Origin of the sequence: Corynebacterium vitaeruminis (assembly GCF_001054325.1) — a bacterium.
Lineage (GTDB): Bacteria > Actinomycetota > Actinomycetes > Mycobacteriales > Mycobacteriaceae > Corynebacterium > Corynebacterium vitaeruminis_A.
Window position 1 is genome coordinate 31,066 of sequence record NZ_JVVM01000010.1, and the last position, 21,690, is coordinate 52,755.

The 21,690-nt window shown below is 59.2% G+C and carries 15 protein-coding genes; all 15 read right to left on the bottom strand.

What is annotated here, in order from left to right; all coding sequences use genetic code 11:
• Window positions 1-4: 4 nt before the first annotated feature.
• Window positions 5-3,232 (bottom strand): isoleucine--tRNA ligase, encoded by a 3,228-nt coding sequence (gene ileS, locus ADA16_RS02665; RefSeq protein WP_048758931.1) that lies wholly within the window; start codon window positions 3,230-3,232, stop codon window positions 5-7.
• A gap of 452 nt (window positions 3,233-3,684) precedes the next feature.
• Window positions 3,685-4,701, bottom strand: a complete 1,017-nt coding sequence (locus ADA16_RS02670; RefSeq protein ID WP_048758933.1) for a DivIVA domain-containing protein — start codon at window positions 4,699-4,701, stop codon at window positions 3,685-3,687.
• Window positions 4,702-5,099: 398 nt separating this feature from the next.
• Window positions 5,100-5,399, bottom strand: coding sequence for a YggT family protein (locus tag ADA16_RS02675; RefSeq protein ID WP_048758934.1), 300 nt, complete (start codon window positions 5,397-5,399; stop codon window positions 5,100-5,102).
• A 63-nt stretch (window positions 5,400-5,462) separates the two neighbouring features.
• On the bottom strand, window positions 5,463-5,987 hold the full coding sequence (gene sepF / locus ADA16_RS02680; protein WP_048758936.1) for a cell division protein SepF: 525 nt from the start codon (window positions 5,985-5,987) through the stop codon (window positions 5,463-5,465).
• Window positions 5,988-6,110: 123 nt separating this feature from the next.
• Window positions 6,111-6,833 (bottom strand): peptidoglycan editing factor PgeF, encoded by a 723-nt coding sequence (gene pgeF, locus ADA16_RS02685; protein ID WP_048758937.1) that lies wholly within the window; start codon window positions 6,831-6,833, stop codon window positions 6,111-6,113.
• Window positions 6,834-6,839: 6 nt separating this feature from the next.
• Window positions 6,840-8,147 carry a cell division protein FtsZ gene (gene ftsZ, locus ADA16_RS02690; protein WP_048758939.1) on the bottom strand — a complete coding sequence of 436 codons (1,308 nt, stop codon included), beginning with the start codon at window positions 8,145-8,147 and terminating at the stop codon, window positions 6,840-6,842.
• 267 nt (window positions 8,148-8,414) lie between these two features.
• Complete coding sequence (locus ADA16_RS02695; protein WP_048758942.1) at window positions 8,415-9,191, bottom strand: cell division protein FtsQ/DivIB; 777 nt, start codon at window positions 9,189-9,191, stop codon at window positions 8,415-8,417.
• Window positions 9,192-9,195: 4 nt separating this feature from the next.
• A complete protein-coding gene (gene murC, locus ADA16_RS02700; protein ID WP_048758944.1) occupies window positions 9,196-10,689 on the bottom strand; it encodes a UDP-N-acetylmuramate--L-alanine ligase in 1,494 nt (497 codons plus the stop codon).
• A gap of 13 nt (window positions 10,690-10,702) precedes the next feature.
• Window positions 10,703-11,875, bottom strand: a complete 1,173-nt coding sequence (murG, locus tag ADA16_RS02705; protein ID WP_048758947.1) for an undecaprenyldiphospho-muramoylpentapeptide beta-N-acetylglucosaminyltransferase — start codon at window positions 11,873-11,875, stop codon at window positions 10,703-10,705.
• Between the two features lie 4 nt (window positions 11,876-11,879).
• Window positions 11,880-13,688, bottom strand: coding sequence for a peptidoglycan glycosyltransferase FtsW (locus tag ADA16_RS02710; protein ID WP_048758949.1), 1,809 nt, complete (start codon window positions 13,686-13,688; stop codon window positions 11,880-11,882).
• Window positions 13,681-15,159 carry a UDP-N-acetylmuramoyl-L-alanine--D-glutamate ligase gene (gene murD / locus ADA16_RS02715; RefSeq protein WP_048758951.1) on the bottom strand — a complete coding sequence of 493 codons (1,479 nt, stop codon included), beginning with the start codon at window positions 15,157-15,159 and terminating at the stop codon, window positions 13,681-13,683. Before murD ends, ADA16_RS02710 begins: the two co-directional genes overlap by 8 nt.
• On the bottom strand, window positions 15,156-16,262 hold the full coding sequence (mraY, locus tag ADA16_RS02720) for a phospho-N-acetylmuramoyl-pentapeptide-transferase (RefSeq protein ID WP_048758954.1): 1,107 nt from the start codon (window positions 16,260-16,262) through the stop codon (window positions 15,156-15,158). Before mraY ends, murD begins: the two co-directional genes overlap by 4 nt.
• Window positions 16,263-17,789 (bottom strand): UDP-N-acetylmuramoyl-tripeptide--D-alanyl-D-alanine ligase, encoded by a 1,527-nt coding sequence (locus ADA16_RS02725; protein ID WP_048758956.1) that lies wholly within the window; start codon window positions 17,787-17,789, stop codon window positions 16,263-16,265. It abuts the gene before it with no gap.
• A gap of 123 nt (window positions 17,790-17,912) precedes the next feature.
• Entirely contained in the window at window positions 17,913-19,487 is a 1,575-nt protein-coding gene (locus ADA16_RS02730) for a UDP-N-acetylmuramoyl-L-alanyl-D-glutamate--2,6-diaminopimelate ligase (protein ID WP_048758958.1), read from the bottom strand.
• 138 nt (window positions 19,488-19,625) lie between these two features.
• Entirely contained in the window at window positions 19,626-21,536 is a 1,911-nt protein-coding gene (locus tag ADA16_RS02735) for a peptidoglycan D,D-transpeptidase FtsI family protein (RefSeq protein WP_048758960.1), read from the bottom strand.
• Between the last annotated feature and the right edge of the window lie 154 nt (window positions 21,537-21,690).

Here is a 21,690-nt window from a genome sequence, read left to right on the forward strand (position 1 = left end):
TCCCCTACTGCTTGGCAATATCCGCCGAGCAGCCGTCTGCCACGTCGTAGCTCAGCGATTCCCCGCCAGCGACGACCTCGAAAGCGGTTGCGAGAACCTCGCGGGCAATCAGGTCAGCGTGGCGATTGGCCCACTCCTCGCGCTCGGCCGGCACCTGCAGCTTCACCGAAATGCGGTCGGTGACCTCGAGGCCAGCGTTCTTGCGGGCATCCTGGAGACCGCGGATACGGTCAGCGGCCCAGCCACGGGACTCCAGGTCCTCGTCGAGCTCGGTGTCAAGCACGACCAGACCATTGACGCCGTCTACCTCAGCGGTAGAGTCCGGCGAGATCGCGACCAGGTTGCGGGTGTACTCGCCCTCCTGCAGCGGAATGCCATCGGCAACAACCACGCCGTCGACAACCTCATAGTTGCCGGACTTCACAGCCTTGATGACCTTCTGGACATCCTTGCCCAGGCGCGGACCGGCAACGCGAGCATTGACGGAGACCTCGAAGCGACCCACCGAATCTACGTCAGAGGTGAACTCCACCTCGTCGACGTTGACCTCAGAGGAAACGATGTCGGTGTACTCACGCAGACGCTCAGCATCCGGGAATGCCATCGTCAGCTTCTTCAGCGGCAGACGGTTGCGCAGCTGGTTGGCCTTACGGATACGCGACGTTGCCGAGCAGACATTGCGGACGATGTCCATGGACTCCACGAGCTCGTCATCGGTCGGCAGCTTATCGACGTCCGGCCAATCCTCCAGGTGCACCGAACGGCCACCAGTGAGCGAGCGCCAGATGACCTCGGTGGCCATCGGCAGCAGCGGAGCTGCCACGCGGGTGAGAACCTCCAGCACCGTGTACAGAGTGTTGAAGGCCTCCGGGTGCTTGACATCGCCGGCCCAGAAGCGATCGCGGGAGCGACGCACGTACCAGTTGGTCAGTGCGTCACAGAACTGACGGACCTCGTCGGTAGCGGCAGCAATGTCGGTGTTGTCCAGGTGCTCGGTGACCGCACGGACAGTCGCTGCGAGCTTGGCCAGGATGTACTTGTCCAGAATGTTGTCGGAGTCCACTGACCACTCGGCCGGCTTGGAAGCGTAGAGCTGCAGGAACGAGTACGCGTTCCACATCGGCAGCAGTGCCTGGCGCACGCCCTCACGAATGCCCTGCTCGGTAACAATCAGGTTGCCGCCACGCAGAATCGGGCTGGACATGAGGAACCAGCGCATGGCATCGGAACCATCGCGGTCGAAGACCTCGTTGACGTCCGGGTAGTTGCGCTTGGACTTACTCATCTTGTTGCCGTCATCGCCCAGCACGATGCCGTGGGCGACGACCTTCTTGAACGCCGGGCGGTCAAACAGTGCCACCGACAGGACGTGAAGCAGGTAGAACCAGCCGCGGGACTGGCCGATGTACTCCACAATGAAGTCGGCCGGTGCGTGGGACTCGAACCACTCCTTGTTCTCGAACGGGTAGTGGAACTGCGCAAACGGCATAGAACCGGAGTCGAACCAGACATCCAGAACATCCGGGACGCGACGCATCATGGACTTGCCGGTCGGGTCGTCCGGGTTCGGACGAACGAGCTCGTCGATTTCCGGGCGGTGCAGCGTGGTCGGGCGAACGCCGAAGTCCGCCTCCAGCTCGTCGAGGGATCCGTAGACGTCGACACGCAGGTACTCGTCGTTATCGGAGACCCACACCGGAATCGGCGAACCCCAGTAGCGGGTACGGGAGATGTTCCAGTCGCGTGCGCCCTCGAGCCACTTGCCGAACTGACCGTCGCGAACGTGCTCCGGCATCCATTCGATCTCGTTGTGGTTGAGCTCCACCATGCGCTCGCGAATCTTGGTAACGGACACAAACCAGCTTGGCAGCGCCATGTAAATCAGCGGCTCGCCCGAACGCCAGGAGTGCGGGTAGGAGTGCTCGATGGTGCGGTGCTGGACGACGCGGCCAGCAGCCTTCAGGTCACGGATGATGTCCTTGTTGGCATCGAAGACCAGCTTGCCCTGGTACTCCGGCACCTGGGAGGTGAACTTGCCGTCCATGTCCACCGGAATGATGACGTCAATGCCGTACTCATTACAGGTGTTCATATCGTCTTCACCGAAGGCCGGGGCCTGGTGGACGACACCGGTGCCGTCCTCGGTGGTGACGTAGTCAGCGACCATAATCTGGAAAGCGTTCGGGTGCTCAGCGAAGTGGTCGAAGATTGGCTGGTAGGTCAGGCCTTCCAGGTCAGCGCCGGCGAAGGTGGCTACGACCTCGTGTTCCTCGCCCAATTCCTTGGCATAGGCACCAATCAGCGCCTCTGCCAGCAGGAAGGTCTTACCTGCAAACTCCGGTACGGAGGAATCCTCGCCGACTTTAACTACGGCGTAGGTGACCTTCGGGTTAACGGCCAGGCCGAGGTTGGACGGAAGCGTCCATGGCGTGGTGGTCCAGGCAATAGCCGAGGTGTCAGCGAGCACCGGGGTGTCCGCCAGGGTCTTCTCCGCGGCGGAGCCGGACTTGGCGCCGGTGAACGGGAAAGTGACTGTCAGGGTCGGGTCCTGGCGCATCTTGTAAGAGTCATCCAGGCGGGTCTCCTGGTTGGACAGCGGAGTGTGCTCTGCCCAAGAGTACGGCAACACACGGAAGCCCTGGTAGACCAGGCCCTTGTTATACAGCTCCTTGAAGGCCCAGATTACGGACTCCATGTAGCCCATGTCCATGGTCTTGTAACCGCCGTCGAAATCAACCCAACGCGCTTGACGAGTGACGTATTCCTTCCACTCGCCTGCGTACCGCAGTACTGACTCACCGCAGTACTTGTTGAAGTTCGCCAGACCCATTTCCTCAATCTGGCCCTTGTCCTTAATACCGAGCTGCTTCTCCGCCTCCAGCTCAGCCGGCAGACCGTGGCAGTCCCAGCCAAAGACACGACCAACCTGGTAGCCACGCATGGTCTTGTAACGCGGAACGATGTCCTTGACGTAACCGGTCAGCAAGTGACCGTAGTGCGGCAGACCATTGGCGAACGGCGGGCCATCATAAAAGACGTATTCATCAGCACCATCACGCTGGTCAATAGATGCCTGGAAAGTGTTGTCCTTACCCCAGTACTCCAGGACCTTTTCTTCCAGCTCCGGGAACTTCGGGCTCGAGGTGTACTTGCCAAAGTCAGCGGTACGCGGATACGCGCCACCTGCCGGAGTGGCCTCAGTAGAGGCGTTTACATCGTTCGGATTAGTCACCGTTTTACGTCACTTCCGTGGTCGAACATCATCAATACTCACCACGGGGACGCGTGCCTTACCCTCAGCGCTTTACGTGCGACGCTGAAAAGGAGTCTCGCGCGGTACCACCCCGCTTGGCATCACGCTTTACGACGGTTCCTGCGAACAAGAACCATGCTGTTTCACGCGATAGCCCGCTTATTTAATAAGGCTTTGTAACGGTGCCAAACCGTTCGGTTCTACTGGGCCCAACTATTTCTGCTGAACCGTTCTTCCGAAACGCTCCCCGGTGATCGCCGACTCATTGCGTATGTTGCAGTCAGTATACCAGTGTCTCAAAGAACTGCTACAACTCCGACCAGAACTGAGAACGAGAGTTTCACAGGCGAAGACAACAAAAACCACCGCGCTCGACCTTCCCCTTCTTAGGGCGGTCAAGCGCAGTGGCTTTGTACGTGCTGGCTACGTGATTAGTTGTTGTAGCCGTCGGCCGGGGCAGCCGACTCGCGAGAGTTCAGGTCGTCCAGCTGGGACTCCAGGAAGGTCTTCAGGCGGGTACGGTACTCGCGCTCGAAGATGTGCAGCTCTTCGATACGCCCCTCCAGAGCGGTCTGCTGCTCCTTGACGGTGGTCATAATCTCGTGGTGCTTGCGCTCTGCGTCCTCCTGCAGCGCGGTTGCCTTCTGCTGTGCCGCAGTGATGGTGGCGTTGGAGCGAGCGTCTGCGTCGCTAATCATCTGATCGCTGCGCTGGCGAGCGTCAGTGAGGGTCGACTCAGACTCGTTGCGGGCATCAGCCAGCATCTGCTCGCTGCGCTCCTTGGCGTCAGCCAGAGTTGCGTTGGCTTCGTTGCGAGCGTTTGTGAGAGTGCGCTCAGCCTCTTCGTTGGCCTCTGCCACGGTGCGGTCAGCGTTCTCACGAGCTTCGGTGACCAGCTTGTTGGCCTCAGCGTCAGCATCAGAGGTGACGCGATCCGCGGTGTCCTGAGCAGCCTGCAGGATACGAGCAGCGCGGAGGCTAACTTCCTGCGACTCAGTGTTGGTGCTTGCGACATCTGCCTGTGGCTGCGGCTGCTCAGCGTCCGCGGAGGAAGCCTGCTGTGCAGCAGCCTCTGCCTCAGACGCACGCTTCTCAAGAGCATCCAGGCGCTCCTGGTAGTGAGCCTCAATCTCCTGCTGCTGTGCGTTCAGGCGTTCGTTGTACTCAGCGCGCAGCTCCTGCTCAATTTCGTTGCGCAGCTTGCCCTCATCGACAGCCGGAGCGGCGGCAGCAGCACCGGAAGCGGCGTAGTCTGCACCGCCCTGTTCCAACTGACCTTCAAGGTCCTCTACGCGCTGGCGCAGCTCAGCGTTTTCATCCTGGAGCTCACCCAGTGCGTCCTCCACGAGGTCGAGGAACTGATCGACCTCATCCTCGTTGTAACCACGCTTGCCAATCGGAGGCTTGCTGAAAGCCACATTATGCACATCAGCCGGAGTCAACGGCATGGTGAGTTCCCCTAACACTTTGAGCGGACAGTTCTTAAGAAATCTTAAGAGAATTATTTCCAGTAGTACTGTTTACCCGGCCAATCCTACCTGCTCTAGTCACAGTCCTCACCCCATTTATATTGGGCAGGACTCTATCTCCCACGTTCTAACCAGTGGCAAAGTTCTAGTAAAACGTTAAACCTCGCCATTACCCTGCACCTTTAGTCACAGAACTTTACCCCAGACACAACAAAAACCCGTTGCGGATTACATTCCCCAACGGGTTCCCATAATTGCCCCCGATTAACACCCCCGGTAGCAATTCAATGCCCGAGAACATCACATATGGGACAGTTAAAACAACACAGCTCCACTGAAATCCACATTGCGAACCCCAAGCGAACAGTTAGCGGTATTTACGCCACTGCGCCGAGAGCCACCTGCAGCACCATTCGCAGAATCATAAGGATGAAGAACAGGACAAGCACAGACATGTCCACCATCACGTTGCCCATTGGCATAGGCGGGATGAGTCGGCGCAACAGCTTCACCGGCGGGTCGGTGATGACAAAAATAACTTCACCAACCGACGAGAACACTCTGCCTGGCCGCCAGGAGCGAGAAAATGACTGAATCATTTCAATCACGATGCGAGCCAACAGCAGATAGGTGAAAAGCTTCAGCAGGATAAGCAGAACTAGCAGTAGTGAAGACACGAATAAACAGTCTAGCTAATTAATCGGGATACGAAACACTAACGAGCCACGCGAGCCGGCTGATTAGCCTGACATCCGATCAAACTGACCTTCGTTAACGTCGTAGCCGTGCGGGTACAGGGTGAACACGGAGCCGTCGGCCTTGATTCGACCGCGCAGACCGAAAACCAGTCCAGCAACGAAGTCGACGTAGCGCTTAGCCTCAGACGGGTCCAACTCGCTGAGGTCGAAGGTAACGATGTCACCGTCGCGGAAGTGCGAACCGATGTCCGGCGCCTTGGAGTACTTGTCCTGGAAGCCGCTTTCCGGCTTGATGAAGACCTGCTCCGGCTCCTTGGTCTCTGCAACGGAATGCAGGTTGCCGTAGCGGTAATCGTCCACCTCGCGGGAGCCCATACTCGGGGCCTCACGTGGATCCTCTTCGCGCAGCTCGTAGCGGTGGCGCTCTGGACGACGTCCACCAGCGTAGGGGTCGTCAAAACGCTCCTCATCACGGCGATCAAGGTCGTCATAGTGCTCGTCATAAGCCGCGTCATCGGTCGGGGTGAGACCGAAGAAATTTGAAACCCCACGGAAGAAATCAGCCATCTTCTGCTACGTCCTTCTTAGTGTGCGAATTTGAGTCTGTGCTACCCCACAACCTACCGGTTGGGTCAGCGATATCGCATAGACACGCGCAAATTCCACGAGCCAAAATTACAACTTTGAAATTTAGTCCCGTTCAGACAGAACCACGATGCCCGCCTGACGGCCGGTTTTCCCGTCCCGCCGGTAGGAAAAATACTGTTCATTGTCAATCGTACAGCTGGGCTCGACATTGACATGCCGCACACCGAGATCATAGAGCTGGCGCATCAGGCCAGCCCGCACGTCGACACCGGCAGTCCCCTGCTTCGTTCGAGTCTTCGCTCCGGGCAAGTGCTTATCGACGTCATCGGCCATCGACTCTGGCACCTCGTAGTTGTAACCAGAAGCGGCCGCACCGAGAAGCGCGTGAATGTTCTCGGGCGTGGCGCCGAGTTCAATCATCTTCTCCACAGATTTACGCACGATTCCGTTGCGAGCACCGGTTCGCCCCGCGTGTACCGCAGCGGCAACACCCGCGTAATCGTCGGAAAGCAAGACAGGAACGCAATCGGCGACGAGAACTACCAGCGCGAGATCCGGCGTGGTCGTGACGATGGCGTCTGTGGCCGGGACGGGCTCGGATTGCGGTTCGTCGATGACAGTGACCGTGTTGGTGTGCAGTTGCTCCATGTAAACAAAGCGGGTGCGGTCGATTCCCAGAGAATCGGCCAAGCGCTGACGATTGCGTTCGACTGCGGACGGGTCATCGCCGACATGATCCCCAAGATTGAAGGAATCATATGGTGGCAGCGAAAACCCGCCGCGCCGATTCGTCAGAATCTTTCGGCTGCGGCGGGATTCAGTCATGAGTTCTTAGAAGCCCCACTCCGGCAGGTCGTTGGAGGCCTGGTAGCCACCACGGCGGTCGTCGCGGTCATCGCGGTCATCGTAACGGTGAGCGCCACGGTAGTTGCGATTTTCCTGCGTACGCGGTGTCGGGTTATCGGTGAACAGGCCACCGCTATTCGGGTTCGTGCGCGGGACGAAGCGGTCGCGGTCCTCGCGCTCGCGCGGCTGTGCAACCGGACGCTCTTCCTCCTCACGTGGAGCCGGAGTGCCGAGGTTGTCGCCGCCTGGCAGCGCGCTGCCCTGTCGTGGCGCCTGCTCAGCGGCGGGACGGGCCTCGGTATCCTGCGCAGCCGCACCTGCAGCTGGCTTGTCCAGCGGGTTGCCGTTACCCTGCTCAAAACCGGTAGCGATCACGGTGACGCGAACTTCGTCACCGAGGTTGTCGTCGATGATGGTACCGAAGATGATGTTGGCATCCGGGTCAGCCTTTTCCTCCACGATGGACGCGGCGGCATTGACCTCCATCAGACCAAGGTCGGAGCCACCGGCGACAGAAATAAGCACACCCTGTGCACCATCCATGGTGGACTCCAGCAGCGGGGAGTTAATGGCCTGAGTAGCGGCGTTCATCACGCGGTCATCGCCCCGCGCGGAGCCGACACCCATCAGAGCGGAGCCAGCCTCAGCCATAACCGAGCGAACGTCGGCGAAGTCGACGTTGATCATGCCCGGGATGGTAATCAGGTCGGTAATACCCTGGACACCGTTGTAGAGAATCTCGTCGGCAAAGCGGAACGCGTCCATCATGGACAGATCCTGCTCACCAATCTGCAGCAGACGCTGGTTCGGAATGGTGATAAGGGTGTCACAGACCTCCTTGAGGGTTTCAATACCCTCCGCGGCCTGACGTGCGCGGCGCTTACCCTCGAAGTCGAACGGCTTGGTTACCACGCCGACAGTCAGGGCACCGGACTTCTTGGCGATGCTCGCCACAACCGGAGCCGCACCGGTACCAGTTCCGCCGCCCTCACCTGCGGTGACGAAGACCATGTCGGCGCCCTTGAGGGTCTCTTCAATCTCGTCCTTGTGGTCTTCCGCGGAAGTGCGGCCAACCTCAGGGTTAGCGCCAGCTCCCAGCCCACGAGTTGCCTCACGTCCGATGTCGAGCTTGACATCGGCGTCGGAGAACATCAGGGCCTGTGAGTCGGTGTTGACTGCGATAAATTCGACACCCTTCAGCCCCTCCTCGATCATGCGGTTGACAGCATTGACGCCACCGCCGCCGACACCGACGACTTTGATAACGGCGAGGTAGTTATTCGGGGAGGTCATTGCGCGTTTCTCGCCCTTTCCTATAGGTCCTAAATAATTTCATCTAGCCACGTTGCACATGGACCACACGACAGCATGAGCGCCGCCGGGCAGTACAGCTCTCCATGACACCGCACGGAAAAGTGCATCATGGCCGAAAAGCTGTTGACCCCATTGTGGTCGAAAACTACAAATAATTCAGCGACCTTTTAACGCGTGTCGCTACCTTAAACTTGCACTTGAGGGATAGTGTTTAGCCACAGAAATCACTCCAGGCACCACCATTCTCTACTCTCCCTTAGCGGTCGGCAGCCTCGGGTTCGAGACGTTCCACGTCTTCTCGCCACGGTTCAGCACAGTCTCCGTCGCACGTGCCTTTTCTGCCGCATTATCCGAGGAACCGAAGTACACCTCGTAGCCGTCGGTCAGGAATAGCTTGATCTCTGCCTCGGAAGGCGCACTAATCCGCTCAACACGGTGTGCGACGGGCTCTGGCAACGCCTTGACGACGGTCAAAACCGCCTTGATTACACGCGGTTCGGGGTCAACTTTGCCGTCCGCTGGCTCATCCACGCGGGGAGCATCGACAACCTCGATCACACCCGGCGGCGGCGGTGCGGTGACAAACTCCTGACCATTTTCGGAAAACAGGTGCTCACCGTCAGTAGCGCGGATAAACACCATAGGAACAAATTCCCGCACCGAAATAGTCACGCTCTGTGGCCACGAACGACTGACAGTCACGCTGTCGACCCACGGCTGCCCCGCCACGGAACGCGCTGAGGTATCCGTGTCCAAGCGAATGAGCTTTTGATTCTCGGAGATACCACTGGCCTCGACGATTGCGTCTTTATCACCGTGGACGACGCCTTCAACGTCAATGCTTTTCACAACCAGCCACGGAGAAAACCACACCACCGCTGCAACAATGGCGATAATCGCGACCAGGCCACCGCCGATGAGCCAGCCACGTCGCGGGGCGCGCGCTAAACGCTGACGCCGCGATGCTGTTGCGTTCTGGTCTATATCGTCGGTGTGCTGAGATTTCTTTCGGCTGGGTTTCACAGTGTTACGACTCCACCTGTTCGTCGTTGTCTCCGCTGAGCTCGCGCACGATTTCGTCGGCAAGCATCGTCACAGAGCCAGCGCCGATAGTCAGGATGACATCGTGCGGTTCGGCGATTTCGCGGACGCGAGCCGGGACGCTGGTGAAATGCGGCTCGTACGTCACGGGGATGGTCATTTTGTTAGCGATGAGCGCTCCATCGACGCCCGGCAGTGGCTCCTCGCGCGCACCGAAGACATCGAGCAAGACGGCCTTGTCCGCCAGCGAGAGGGCGGTGGCGAACTCGTCGGCAAAGTTGCGAGTGCGCGAGTACAGGTGCGGCTGGAACACAGCGACGACCTCGCCACGGCCAGCCTCGGTGACCAGCTCTCTAGCCGCGCCGAGAACTGCGGAGACTTCAGTCGGGTGATGCGCGTAGTCATCGTAGATACGGGCACCGACAAATGGACCTTCGGCAATGCTGCCGTGGTAGTCGAAACGACGACGCACGCCCGTGAAATCGCCCAGGCCTCGAGCCATGCGACCCAAATCCGCTCCAACGCAGTCGCCAGCGACCATTGCAGCCAGCGCGTTGAGCGCCATGTGCCGGCCGGGCTGGTGCAGTTCAAACGTCACTGAGGTAGAGCCGACGGTGGCCTCCACGCGGGCGCCGCCACCGACCGGGGTCCAGCCATGCAAAACGGCACCGACCGGCAGCTTCGGGTGCTTAGCTAAGGCTTCTTCCCCACCGTAAGCCAACACGTTAATGCCGCGGTCCACCGCACGCTCACCCAATGCGGCCGCATGCGCATCCTCAGCACAGACAACAAGATGACCGCCATCCTTAATGCGCTCCGCAAAAGCGTCGAAGACCGCGTAGTAGGTCTCGTCGTCACCGAAAAAGTCCAGGTGATCGGGCTCGATGTTGGTAATCACAGCCACTTCGGGCTGGTAGGTCAACAGCGAGGCATCCGACTCATCGGCTTCAGCGACAAAGACGTCGCCACTGCCCTGGTGAGCATTGACGCCAGCCTTGCTCATCAAACCACCGACAGCAAACGACGGATCCAAACCAGCTGCCTGTAAAGCGGCGACGGTCATCGACGTAGTCGAGGTCTTGCCGTGAGTACCGGCGATGAGCAGAGGCTTTGAGTCCTGCATCAACAGCGCAAGCACATCGGAGCGCTTGAGCACTGGAATATTCAGCTCGTGCGCACCAGCCAGCTCCGGATTAGTCTTCGGAATAGCAGCGAAGGAAATGACCACTGCCTCTGGCAGGTCCCCCTCCCCGGCCAGCTCAAGATTCGCGCGGTCGTGGCCAATGGCGATGGTGGCGCCCATTGCACGCAGCCCCACCACCGCACGGGATTCCTTGACATCGGAACCCGTCACACGAATACCTCGTGCCAGCAGGATGCGGGCAATACCGGACATCCCAGCACCGCCAATGCCAATCATGTGGACGCTTGCGGGCAGCTCTCCTGTTACCGGCTGAAAGTCATCGAAATTAACGTTCATGTTTATGCTCGCTTTACTTCTTAGAGTTCACAGCCGCAGACAGCACCCGACGGGCGATGTTCTCCGCAGCGTTACCGTGTCCGATGTTGACCAGGGCGCGGCGTCCGTCGGCAAGCTTTTCTGGGGACGTGACCAGCGGAATCACGATATCGGCAATTGATGCCGTAGTCAGCGACTCGTCGGAGATGAGAATACCGCCACCAGCGTCGATAACATCAGTGGCGTTGAGCGCCTGTTCCCCATTGCCGTGTGGCAGCGGTACATACACTGCAGGCAGACCGACAGCTGAAACTTCAGCCACCGTCATCGCACCGGAACGGCACAAAATCAGGTCAGCGGCGGAGTACGCCAGATCCATCCGGTCGATGTACGGCACGGCGACATAGGGGGCGTCCTCGCGGGTGGACTCGACCTCGACGTGATTCTTCTTGCCGTATGCGTGCAGTACTGACACACCAGCGTTAGCGAGCTCTGCGGCAGCACCGCTGACAGCTTCATTGATGGAACGTGCCCCCTGCGAACCGCCGGTCACAAAGAGCACCGGACCCTCCTGCGGTAAACCGAAAAATTCGCGGGCTTCGGCGCGCTTGGCGTCGCGGTCCAGCGCTGCGAGACTGGCACGCACGGGATTGCCAACGACCTCGGCCTTCAGGCCCGAGCCAGTCACTGCGGCCAGACCGACACCACCGAGTGCGACACCGAGCTTATTGGCCAGACCCGCACGGGCGTTGGCCTCGTGCACCAGGAATGGAATTTTCTTTCCCGCACGGCACGCCAAATACGCCGGTGCCGACACATAGCCGCCAAAACCGATGACCGCATCAGCGTCGATACGCTTGAAGACCTTGCGGGTCTCACGCACCGCGCGAGTGACGTTGAACGGCAGCTTGAACAAATCTGCAGTCGGCTTGCGCGGCACTGGCACTGGCGGAATCAATTCCAGGTCATAACCTCGTGCCGGCACAAGGGTCGACTCCAGGCCCCGATTCGTACCGAGTGCAATTACACGGGCTTCCGGCTGCAGGTTCAAAATCGCATCCGCCACGGCCAACGCGGGTTCGATATGGCCAGCCGTACCACCGCCTGCCACCACAATGGTCGGAGCAGAGCCATCTTCCTTGCGAAACTGCTCAAACTCCGAAGCGCCTTTCGCCCCAGCGGCTGCGCCCAGATTCTTGTCTGCCATGGTGTTATCGATTCCTCCTCCGCGGTGCTGAACCGCCGTTCCTATTGTTTCGGCCCGGGCGCTGGCGCGAACGCGACTGTCCGCCACGACCTTCGCTCCGAATCCTACTGCCCCGGCTTGAGCTTGACGACGACCAGGAGCCCCGTGACCGCCCAGTCCGAGGCGTCCTCTCTGTGAATCCCCGCGTCCGTCCACTGTCACTACGAGGGGAATAGTCCACCTCGCGACCACGAACACTTCCCGAGTTTCCAGAGCTTCCGGATGCTCGGGAGCCACGCTGCGAGGCGGCACCTCGACCACTGCGGCTACCTCCACTACGGGCATCCGAATTGGGACGGTCAACTCGTCCACCATAGGTTTCCCGCACCTGCACGCCCTCTCCGCGTGGAGTACGAGCTCCACTGGTCACCACTGGCGGACCAAAACGCTGCGGGTCGCGGTGAGCACGCACCTTCGGCGCGTGGCGACGCGACTCGTCATAAGGAATCGGCTCCGGAATCCCCAGGAACCTATCCAGCGCCGGACGTCCCGACGTCTGCATTGCAGAGACGGCCTCCGACTCGTGACGAGCGCACGTAGCCAGCAGACCCATCGAAAACAGGGTGACCATCGCCGACGTACCACCGGCGGAAATCAGCGGCAACTGCAGACCAGTCACTGGCAACGCACCGACGACATAGCCGATGTTGATGAAAGCCTGCACCACAGTTGCAGTAGTAATTGTGCCCGCGAGCAGACGGAGGAACGGGTCATTCTGACGACCAGCGATACGAAGTCCCACCCAGCCGAGCGCTGCATAGAGCAAAATAACCATTAGTGCGCCAAGGAAACCAGTTTCCTCACCGATAATGGCAAAAATGAAGTCATTCTTCGCCTCCGGCAGGTATCCCCACTTCGCGCTCGACTGACCGAGACCGACACCGGTGAGCGATCCGTCGGCAAGCGAAAGAAAGCCCTGGTAGGACTGGTAGGCATCGCCTTGGACGTCATTGAAGTTACCCAGCAGTGAGTCCAAGTAGACCCTGATTCGCGCCGAACGGAACCCCGCGGTGGCGGTGAAAATCGCCATGGCGAACGCCGCAGCAGCGAGCAGACCGGTGATGAATACGCGCGGCAGGCCAGCAAACCACGCCAACGCGACCACGACAAACGCCATCGAGGCGACCATGCCGAGGTCACGCTGTAGCATCACTAGCGCCAACATTGCGAAGCTGACCGCACCAAACAGCCCAAACAAATCGGTGTAGGACACAGCAGTGCGGACCTTCTCAGCCAGTAGCTTCGAGCCCCACAATGCCAGCGCTATCTTCGCGATTTCTGATGGCTGCATGGTGATACCACCAATACTCAGCCAGGAACGCGCACCAGTTTCCTCCAGACCAATGCCGATGCCCGGGATTACTACCAAAATGAGCAGAACAAAGGACAAAATCAGCGCTGCTGTCGATAGCGAGCGAATCAACTCCACCCGCATTCGCAGCACAATCCACATGGAGATTAATCCCACCACCACCATGACCAGCTGGCGGAAGAAGACCGACCATACGCTGCCCGAGTCATTACCTGCGCTGGCCATGGACGCCGACAGCACCATCACCAGGCCTATCGATGTCAGTAGAGCGACGATAATCATCAGCAGGTGGTAATCGAACAACGGACGCGACTTCCAGTCGTTAAAGCGCTCCACCCACGCCGGCCGCTCTCGAGCACTAGAGCTTGACGACGAGGGCTGTTGTGAATCGGTAGCCCTCGTCCCCTTTTGCGCCGTCGCGGCGCTAGCGCTTAAATTGCGAGCCTTGCGGGAGTTATCCATCAGTTGATGTCACCTTCTGCGCCCATTGCGCGAACAAATCGCCACGTTCAGCCATACCGGAGTACATATCCAAGCTGGCGGCTGCTGGTGCTAACAGCACCACGTCCCCCGGGTTGGCATATTCACTAGCTGCCATGCAGACCTTTGCCATGGCATCGACCTTGTCGGTGTCATCAATGACAACGACCGGCACGGCAGGTGCGATGCGGGAGAGCGCATCGCTGACTAGCTGCCTATCGACGCCCAGAACCACGGCCGCCTGCAGGCGATGAGCATGCTTCGCCACCAACGGAGAAATTTCTGCGCCCTTGAGCTGACCACCGACAATCCACACGACGCGCTCGTGACCGAACAGTGCAGCGTCGGCAGCGTGGGGGTTGGTCGCCTTGGAGTCATCAATCCACACGACATCATTTGCCTTATGGACGATCTGACCGCGGTGTGCGCGGACTTCGAAAGTTTCCAGTGCCGCTGCAATCTGCTCAGGCGATGTACCGATACTGCGTGCCATCGCGGTGGCAGCCACCGCGTCGAGAACGCCTGCTCGGCCGGGAGGAGAAATTCCCGCTACCGGAGCGATGACAATACCCGGCTCGGACTCGTCGTCGGTGGCATCGCCGCCGCCGAAAGCGCGGTCGACAATCATGCCGTCACGGACTCCGACCTGGTGTGCCTCCGGCGGAGCGTCCGTGAAGCCAACGACCAAGTTGCCGAGCTCATCGTTTTTCAGCATCGTTTCCACGTGCTCGACAACATCGGCATCATCCGCACCATAGATTGCGACAGCACCACGCAGCGCACGGGTCTTGTCCAACCCGTAGTTTTCGTAAGAACCGTGCCAGTCGATGTGATCCTCCGCCAGATTCAGCAGTACACCGGCATCCGGGCGAATGTTCGGAGCCCAGTGCAGCTGAAAGCTGGACAACTCTGCGGCCAACGTCTCAATGCGAGGCTCAGCAGTCAGCGCATCGTACAGAGCTACACCGATGTTGCCCACAGCTGCGCCCTGCTCACCGAGCATGGCTGCCAGCATGGAGGTAGTGGTGGTTTTACCGTTAGTGCCAGTGACTACCAGCCAGGTGCGCTTGGGACCCCACAGCTGGGCACAGTCACCGGCGAAAGCCAGTGCTACATCGCCGACGACTGGGACACCGGCCTCAGCAGCAGCGCCGAACAGCGGGCTGGTCGGACGCCACCCCGGGGAGGTCACAATCGCAACCGCGTCGGCAAGCTCGTCGCGAGCGTCAGCGGTCGTGACATGCCGAACTGAAAAGTCAGCGGCGACGAGTGCGCCAAGGGAGGAATCGTCTACGACGACCACGTCCGGACAGCCAATGTCCTGGAGCATCGCAATGGCACCGCGACCGGAAACTCCGGCTCCTGCCACCAGAACTCGACCAGAGCGCACCGTAGCGACTAAGTCGAGATTTCGGATATCGGTGAGATTGGTCGGGTCTGGTGAGTTAATCATTGAAATACGCCTACCTGAGAGAGCCAGTCACTGTAGAAAATGGCTGCGCCGATCATGTTGAAAATACCTGCGAGTAGCCAGAACCGGACGACAACAGTTGTCTCCGCCCAACCACCGTTTTCGAAGTGATGGTGAAGAGGTGCCATTCGGAATACTCGCTTGCCAGTCGTCTGGAAAACCGCAATCTGGATTGCCACGGAAGCAACCTCCATCACGAAGATGAAGCCAATGATAACCATCAGCAGTTCAGTCTTGGTGACAAATGACAGACCCGCTACCAAACCACCGAGAGCCAGCGAACCGGTATCTCCCATGAAGATCTTTGCCGGAGCTGCGTTCCACCACAGGAAGCCCAAGCAAGCGCCCAGACCTGCGACGGAGATAACGGCGATATCCAGCGGATCTCGGACGTTGTAGCAGCCACTACCCAGCGAGGCCTCGCAGGAGTTACGGAACTGCCAGAAGGAAATCAGCGTGTAGGTGGCCAGCAGCAGCGCGGTCGCGCCCGCGGCCAGGCCATCAAGACCATCAGTGAGATTGACAGCGTTCGTCCACGCAGCAATGACAATGAAGACAAATACTAGGAAGACAAACATACCGAACCACACCGGCCCCGGAGCCAGGTTCAGGAACGAAATATCTCGAATCAGCGACAGGTTCGTCGTACCCGGAGTCAGACCAGACGCATCCGGGAACTGAAGCAGCAGCACGCCGAAAATCAGCGCCGCAGCCAGCTGACCAACTAGCTTCGCAGTCTTGTTCAACCCCAGGTTGCGACCTTTATAAAGCTTGATGAAGTCATCGGCAAAACCCAATGCGCCCATCGACAGAACAAGGAACATCACCAGCAGACCGGACGCGGACGGCCCCACGCCAGTCTGGAAATAAGTAATGAGGTGAGAAAGGAAGTAACCAGCGACAATCGCAGCGATGATGGCGATGCCCCCCATGGTCGGAGTTCCCCGCTTGCGCTGGTGACTCTTCGGCCCTTCTTCACGAATCTCCTGGCCAAGGCCTTCAGCGGAGAACTTGCGAATAAGCACTGGTGTCATAAAGACACTCACCAGGAATGCAATCGCACCACTGAGAATAAGTTGAATCACTTACTTTTCCTCTCCGCTTTCACCATTTGGCGTAGTTCCAACCTTGGCAGCTAACGAATCCGCGACTCGCCACATACCGTCCGCATAGGAGGCCTTGACTAACACCACATCGGCCGGATGCACCTCCGCCGCCACCAAATCAGCGGCCGCGGATGTATCCGACACCCTAGAAGTATTTAACCCCAACTCTTCCGCTTTGTCGGCGAGGGCATGCACATTAGCGCTCTTTCCCACTGCAATAAGTCGATCGATGCCGCGGCTCACAAGATATTCACCGAGTGCCGAGTGCTCATCTTCAGCGGAATCGCCAAGTTCGCCCATCTGCCCCAGCACGGCCCACGACGAGGCGTCCTTGTGCGTTGGGCCAGCAGCGGTACGTGCCAGAGCGTCAATACCCGCACGCATCGAGTCCGGGTTGGCATTGTAGGAGTCGTTAATCACGACGATATTGCCAGTGAGCTGCTGGACATCCATGCGCCGCTCCGACGCTGCCACATGCGTGGCCATCGCCTTGGCGACATGCTCAGGATCAATACCGGATTCCACTGCCACCGCAATCGCTGCCAGGGCATTGGCCACTTGGTGCGCACCGTAGACCTGCAGCTGGATCGGGAATGTGCGCCCATCCGGCACATGCAGGTCAAAGGACGCGCGCGCAAAATCGTCGAGCTGCACATTTGTGGCGCGATAATCCGCGCTTGCGTGGCGTTCGGAGTTCTCATCGGCGGAGAAGAAAACCACTTTCGCCTGGGTACGCGGAGCCATGCCGGTGACATAGTCATCGTCGGCGTTGAGTACAGCCACACCACCCTGCTCCGCAGCCGGCAGCGCCTCCACGAGCTCGCCCTTAGCCTGCGCGATTACTTCGCGTGAGCCAAACTCGCCCAAGTGCGCCGTACCCACGTTGAGCACCGCACCGATCGTCGGCGGCGCGATGCGTGCCAGGTGCGCCACATGCCCAATTCCGCGCGCACTCATCTCCGCTACCAGGTACTTCGTCTCCGGTGTGCACTGGAGCACGGTGTACGGATGCCCAATTTCGTTGTTAAACGACCCCTTGGGTGCCACCGTCGGACCGTCGGTACGCAGCAGCGTCGCCATCATGTCTTTCGTCGACGTCTTTCCCGCCGAACCGGTCACGCCGACAACATGTAGCTGATTCTTCTTCAGCTCGTCGACCACGTAGCGCGCCACCTTACCGAGCGCTTCCAGCACCGCCGCCCCAGAACCATCTGGATCGTGTGCAAAAGCGTCAGCGTTGGAATTCTGCTTGCCAAGGGGCTTGACGACGACCGCAGGCTGCCCAACATCTCGTGCCGCCAGTGCCATCGTCGCTCCAGCTTCCACAGCCTGACCGATGAAGTCGTGGCCGTCGACACGTGCGCCCGGCAGAGCGAGGAAGAGTGAACCTTTGCGAATCTTTCGGGAATCAAATTCCGCGGGCTGAGTCACTGTGGCGTCAGCGTCGACGTGGACAAGTTCACCTCCCACGATGTGAGCGATTTCCGCGGCGGTCAGGGCAATCATGATGTCTATAGTCCTTGTTAGTTAGAGTTCCAGGCGCCTAGTAAAGGATAATTTCTTGATTTTATCCGCCTATTGCGAATAACTCGCGGTAGGCAGGCCGAGAGGCATTCTTACCCAACGATCTCAATTAGCGGAGCCTTTCAGTCGTTGGGTGAGCGCTTCGGCCAGCTGTTCACGGTCATCGAACGGGTGAATCACGCCACCAACATCCTGACCGGTTTCGTGGCCCTTGCCAGCCACCACGATGCTGTCGCCACTGTGGGCAAGCTCTACGACACGGCGGATTGCCTGGCCGCGGTTGCCAATTTCCTCAACAACCGTGTCGGAACCGGCCTTACCGCTGGCAACGGCTTCTCTCGCACCGGCGACCACAGCGGAACGAATTTCAGCGGGCACCTCGGAGCGTGGGTTGTCATCGGTGACGATGACAACATCGGCACCACAGGCTGCTTCAGTTCCCATGATTGGACGCTTGGCACTATCGCGGTCGCCACCGGCGCCAACGACGACCAGCACGCGGCCTTCGGTCTGCGCACGCAACGTAGCCAACACTTCAGCCACTGCGGCTGGCTTGTGGGCGTAGTCCACCACAGCCAAGAAGTCCTGCCCGCAATCGATACGCTCCATGCGGCCTGGCACACGCACCTGTGCCAGGCCGCTCTTGGCCGCGTCATCAGCATGGCCAATCGCATCGAGCACAGCCCACGCAACCGCGGCATTGGCAACATTGAATGCACCCGGCAGAGGAACGTCCACCTCAACTGTGTCGGTGTCATTTCGCGTCAGTTCGACATGCTGGACACCGTTGGGGGCAACGGTAGCTGCAGCGGCGTGCCATTCTGCAAAGACCTTGGCAGCTGGCACCTTCTCGGTTACGCGATGCTGAGTATGGACAGTGGTGACTTGGACGTCCGGGTCACCGGCGGCGATATCCGCCATGCGGACTCCCCAGTCGTCGTCAATGCACACGACAGCCTTCGGAGCGTGCGTCGGACCTTCAGGGTCAAAGAGCTTGGCCTTGGCCTGGAAGTACTGTTCCAAGGTCTTGTGGAAGTCGAGATGATCCTGCGAGAGGTTGAGGAAGCAGCCGACATCAAAGTTGACGCCATCGACACGCCCCAGCGACAGTGCATGAGAGGAAACCTCCATAACAACGTGCGTCACACCTTCGGCGAGCATCTGGTGAAACAGACGCTGAAGTGCCGGAGCCTCCGGGGTGGTCAGGCTCGACGGAACCTCGCGGCCGTTGATGCGAGTACCGGTAGTACCAATGATGCCGGTCGAGCATCCAGCTGCCAGCAACGCGCCTTCCAGCATGTAGGTTGTGGTGGTCTTGCCTGAGGTACCGGTAACTCCAATGATGGTCAGCGAATCTGAGGGATGATCGTAGATCTCGGCAGCAACGTGCCCCATGACAGCCCGGACATTGTCAACAACCAGGACTGGGCGAGTCTCCCTTGCTTCCCGCAGGATTTTCAGCCCCTCCTCGTCGGTCAGGATTGCTGTGGCAGCCGACTGCTGCGCGTAGCGCGCGCCGTGCGTGCGGGTGCCCGGGACGGCAGCAAACATTCCGCCTTCAGGTACGTCGGCAGCGTTGAGTTCAATTGCGGCGATATCCGCCTCCTCAGCCGCAGAGTCGGTAATGCCGTCGAGTCGACCATGCGCGAGGTTACACAATTTCGCAAGGGTGGCGGTCATTGGCTGTTCCCTCTTTCAAGTCAGTTGTTGGTGTACAACAGGTTGGAAAATTTCAAGAGATTCACTTGGTAGAAACCAAAGTATTAAAAATCTGGGTATTAGTGCTGTCGCTGTGACTTCATTGCGGTGGTGACCTCATTACGGCTGTAGTAGCAACTTGCCTTCGCGGGGTGGCGACGGCGGGACGTTGTAGCGGTTGAGCGCCCAGGCGGCAATGTCCTTAAACAGTGGGGCTGCCGACTGGCCACCTTCACCATGGACACCACGCTGGGGTTCATCAAGCATGATGCCAATGACAAAACGGGGATCGTCGGCAGGCGCGATGCCTGCAAATGTGATGTGGTACTTGGAATTTGAGTACGCGCCGGTATCGGGGTCGACCTTCTGCGCGGTACCTGTCTTTCCGGTGAGCGAGTATCCCTCAATGCTATTGCCGGCAGCGGTACCCGACTGCTGTCCTGTGGGATCGGACTGCATAACGCCTTCAAACATGGCACGCACAGTTCGGGCGGTCTCCGGGCTAACCACACGCACTGTTTCCGGGCGCTCCGTTGCAGTCTTCGTGCCGTCCGGGGAAATTGTCGAGCGAATCATACGTGGCGGGATGCGCTCGCCATCGTTAGCGATTGCCTGAAAAATTCCTGTCATCTGCAGCAGCGTCATGGCCATACCCTGACCAATCGGCAGGTTTGCAAACGTACCGCCAGACCACTGTGGACGCTGCGGCACCAAACCGGAAGACTCACTCGGCAGTTCGATACCCGTGGACTGTCCCAGGCCAAAGAGATGCAGCATCTCAGCGAAGCGATCCTGCCCCAAACGCTCTGACAGCATCAGGGTGCCGACGTTGGAAGACTTGCCAAACACACCGGTCGTCGTAAAAGCTTGAGTGTCGTGCTCCCATGCATCGCGCACGGTGACACCCGCCATATCGATACTGCCCGGAACCTGTAAAACCTCATCCGGTGTAGTCTTGCCATCTTCGATAGCAGCCGCTGCGGTAATAATCTTCGCCACAGAACCCGGCTCAAATGGGTTCGATACGGCGGAGTTACCAATAGTGCGGCCTTCCTCGACCTCGACCCCCATATCCTTATTCGGGTTAGCCGTATCCGCCTGCGCCATGGCTAACACTTCACCGGTCTTCGCGTCGAGCACAACTGCCGAGGCATCTGCCGCTCCCGAGTTGGCCTTCGCTTGGTTGACCTGCTGCTGGACAAAGTACTGCATGTCTAGGTCCAGGGTTAGCTCGTACGTTGTACCATCCACAGCCGCGTGAACATCGCGCGTGGACCCCGGGATTGCCACACCGTTAGAGGCGATGTCAATGGTTTTGCCACCGTTAATACCCTGCAGAGTTGCGTCACGGGAGGCTTCAAAGCCGAATTGACCGACGCCGTCCATGCCAATCTTGCCGATGACGTTAGCCGCCGTCGCCCCATTCGGGTACTGGCGGATATCCTGACGCTCCGCAACCAGCTCCGGATACTTTTCCACGATGGCAGCGGCCTTGTCCGGATCGACATTACGCACGAGCACCTCGTAGGTGCTGTCCTCATTGCGCAGCTTCTCGAGAATCTCCTTCGAGCTCACCCGGGACGGCGTGCTCATCACCGAGTTCTCCTCGGTTTCGGGTTCCGCTTGACGACGGCGGCTGCTTCCCGACTTCTCTGCGTCGATGTCGGCCACGTCGAGCAACTTCGGCAGATCCTGGGCAATCTGTTCGAGGCGTTCATCGTAGGTAGCGACATCATCCGGGCGCTGCTTGTGGGCGTCTCCAATCCACTTGCGCAAGGTATTCGGGTGAACGGTAATACTGCGTGCCTCCATCGTGAAGGCAAGCTGAGCTCCGTTACGGTCGAGAATCGCGCCACGTCGAGCTGCGTCAACGACTTCCACCGTGCGCTGATTCTGCGCTGCCGCCGACAGGTCAGGACCTGCAACGAGCTGCACCCAAGCCAAACGGGAGACCAGCACCACAACTGCGATAGCGCCTATAAACTGCAACCAGTTGCGTCGCCGGATGAAGTCCTTGTTACTAATGCGCATTTTTTCGCGCGGGGGCACGCTTCGATTGGTATTAGTATCGCGCCTCCGACTCCGCTGACCATCCCGAACGCGACTTTGGCTCCTGCGCTCACGGGATGTAATTCGGTAAGCACGTTCGCCGAAGTCATACCCCCCTCCACGGTTGGGGTAGTCG

Excerpts from the sequence above, each read along its gene's own strand:
- ADA16_RS02710 (WP_048758949.1), bottom strand. The coding sequence starts at position 13,688 with ATGGATAACTCCCGCAAGGCTCGCAATTTAAGCGCTAGCGCCGCGACG.
- ADA16_RS02725 (WP_048758956.1), bottom strand. The coding sequence starts at position 17,789 with ATGATTGCCCTGACCGCCGCGGAAATCGCTCACATCGTGGGAGGTGAA.
- sepF (WP_048758936.1), bottom strand. The coding sequence starts at position 5,987 with ATGGCTGATTTCTTCCGTGGGGTTTCAAATTTCTTCGGTCTCACCCCG.
- ADA16_RS02730 (WP_048758958.1), bottom strand. The coding sequence starts at position 19,487 with ATGACCGCCACCCTTGCGAAATTGTGTAACCTCGCGCATGGTCGACTC.
- murG (WP_048758947.1), bottom strand. The coding sequence starts at position 11,875 with ATGGCAGACAAGAATCTGGGCGCAGCCGCTGGGGCGAAAGGCGCTTCG.
- ADA16_RS02670 (WP_048758933.1), bottom strand. The coding sequence starts at position 4,701 with ATGCCGTTGACTCCGGCTGATGTGCATAATGTGGCTTTCAGCAAGCCT.
- ftsZ (WP_048758939.1), bottom strand. The coding sequence starts at position 8,147 with ATGACCTCCCCGAATAACTACCTCGCCGTTATCAAAGTCGTCGGTGTC.
- murC (WP_048758944.1), bottom strand. The coding sequence starts at position 10,689 with ATGAACGTTAATTTCGATGACTTTCAGCCGGTAACAGGAGAGCTGCCC.
- murD (WP_048758951.1), bottom strand. The coding sequence starts at position 15,159 with ATGATTAACTCACCAGACCCGACCAATCTCACCGATATCCGAAATCTC.
- ADA16_RS02735 (WP_048758960.1), bottom strand. The coding sequence starts at position 21,536 with ATGCGCATTAGTAACAAGGACTTCATCCGGCGACGCAACTGGTTGCAG.
- pgeF (WP_048758937.1), bottom strand. The coding sequence starts at position 6,833 with ATGACTGAATCCCGCCGCAGCCGAAAGATTCTGACGAATCGGCGCGGC.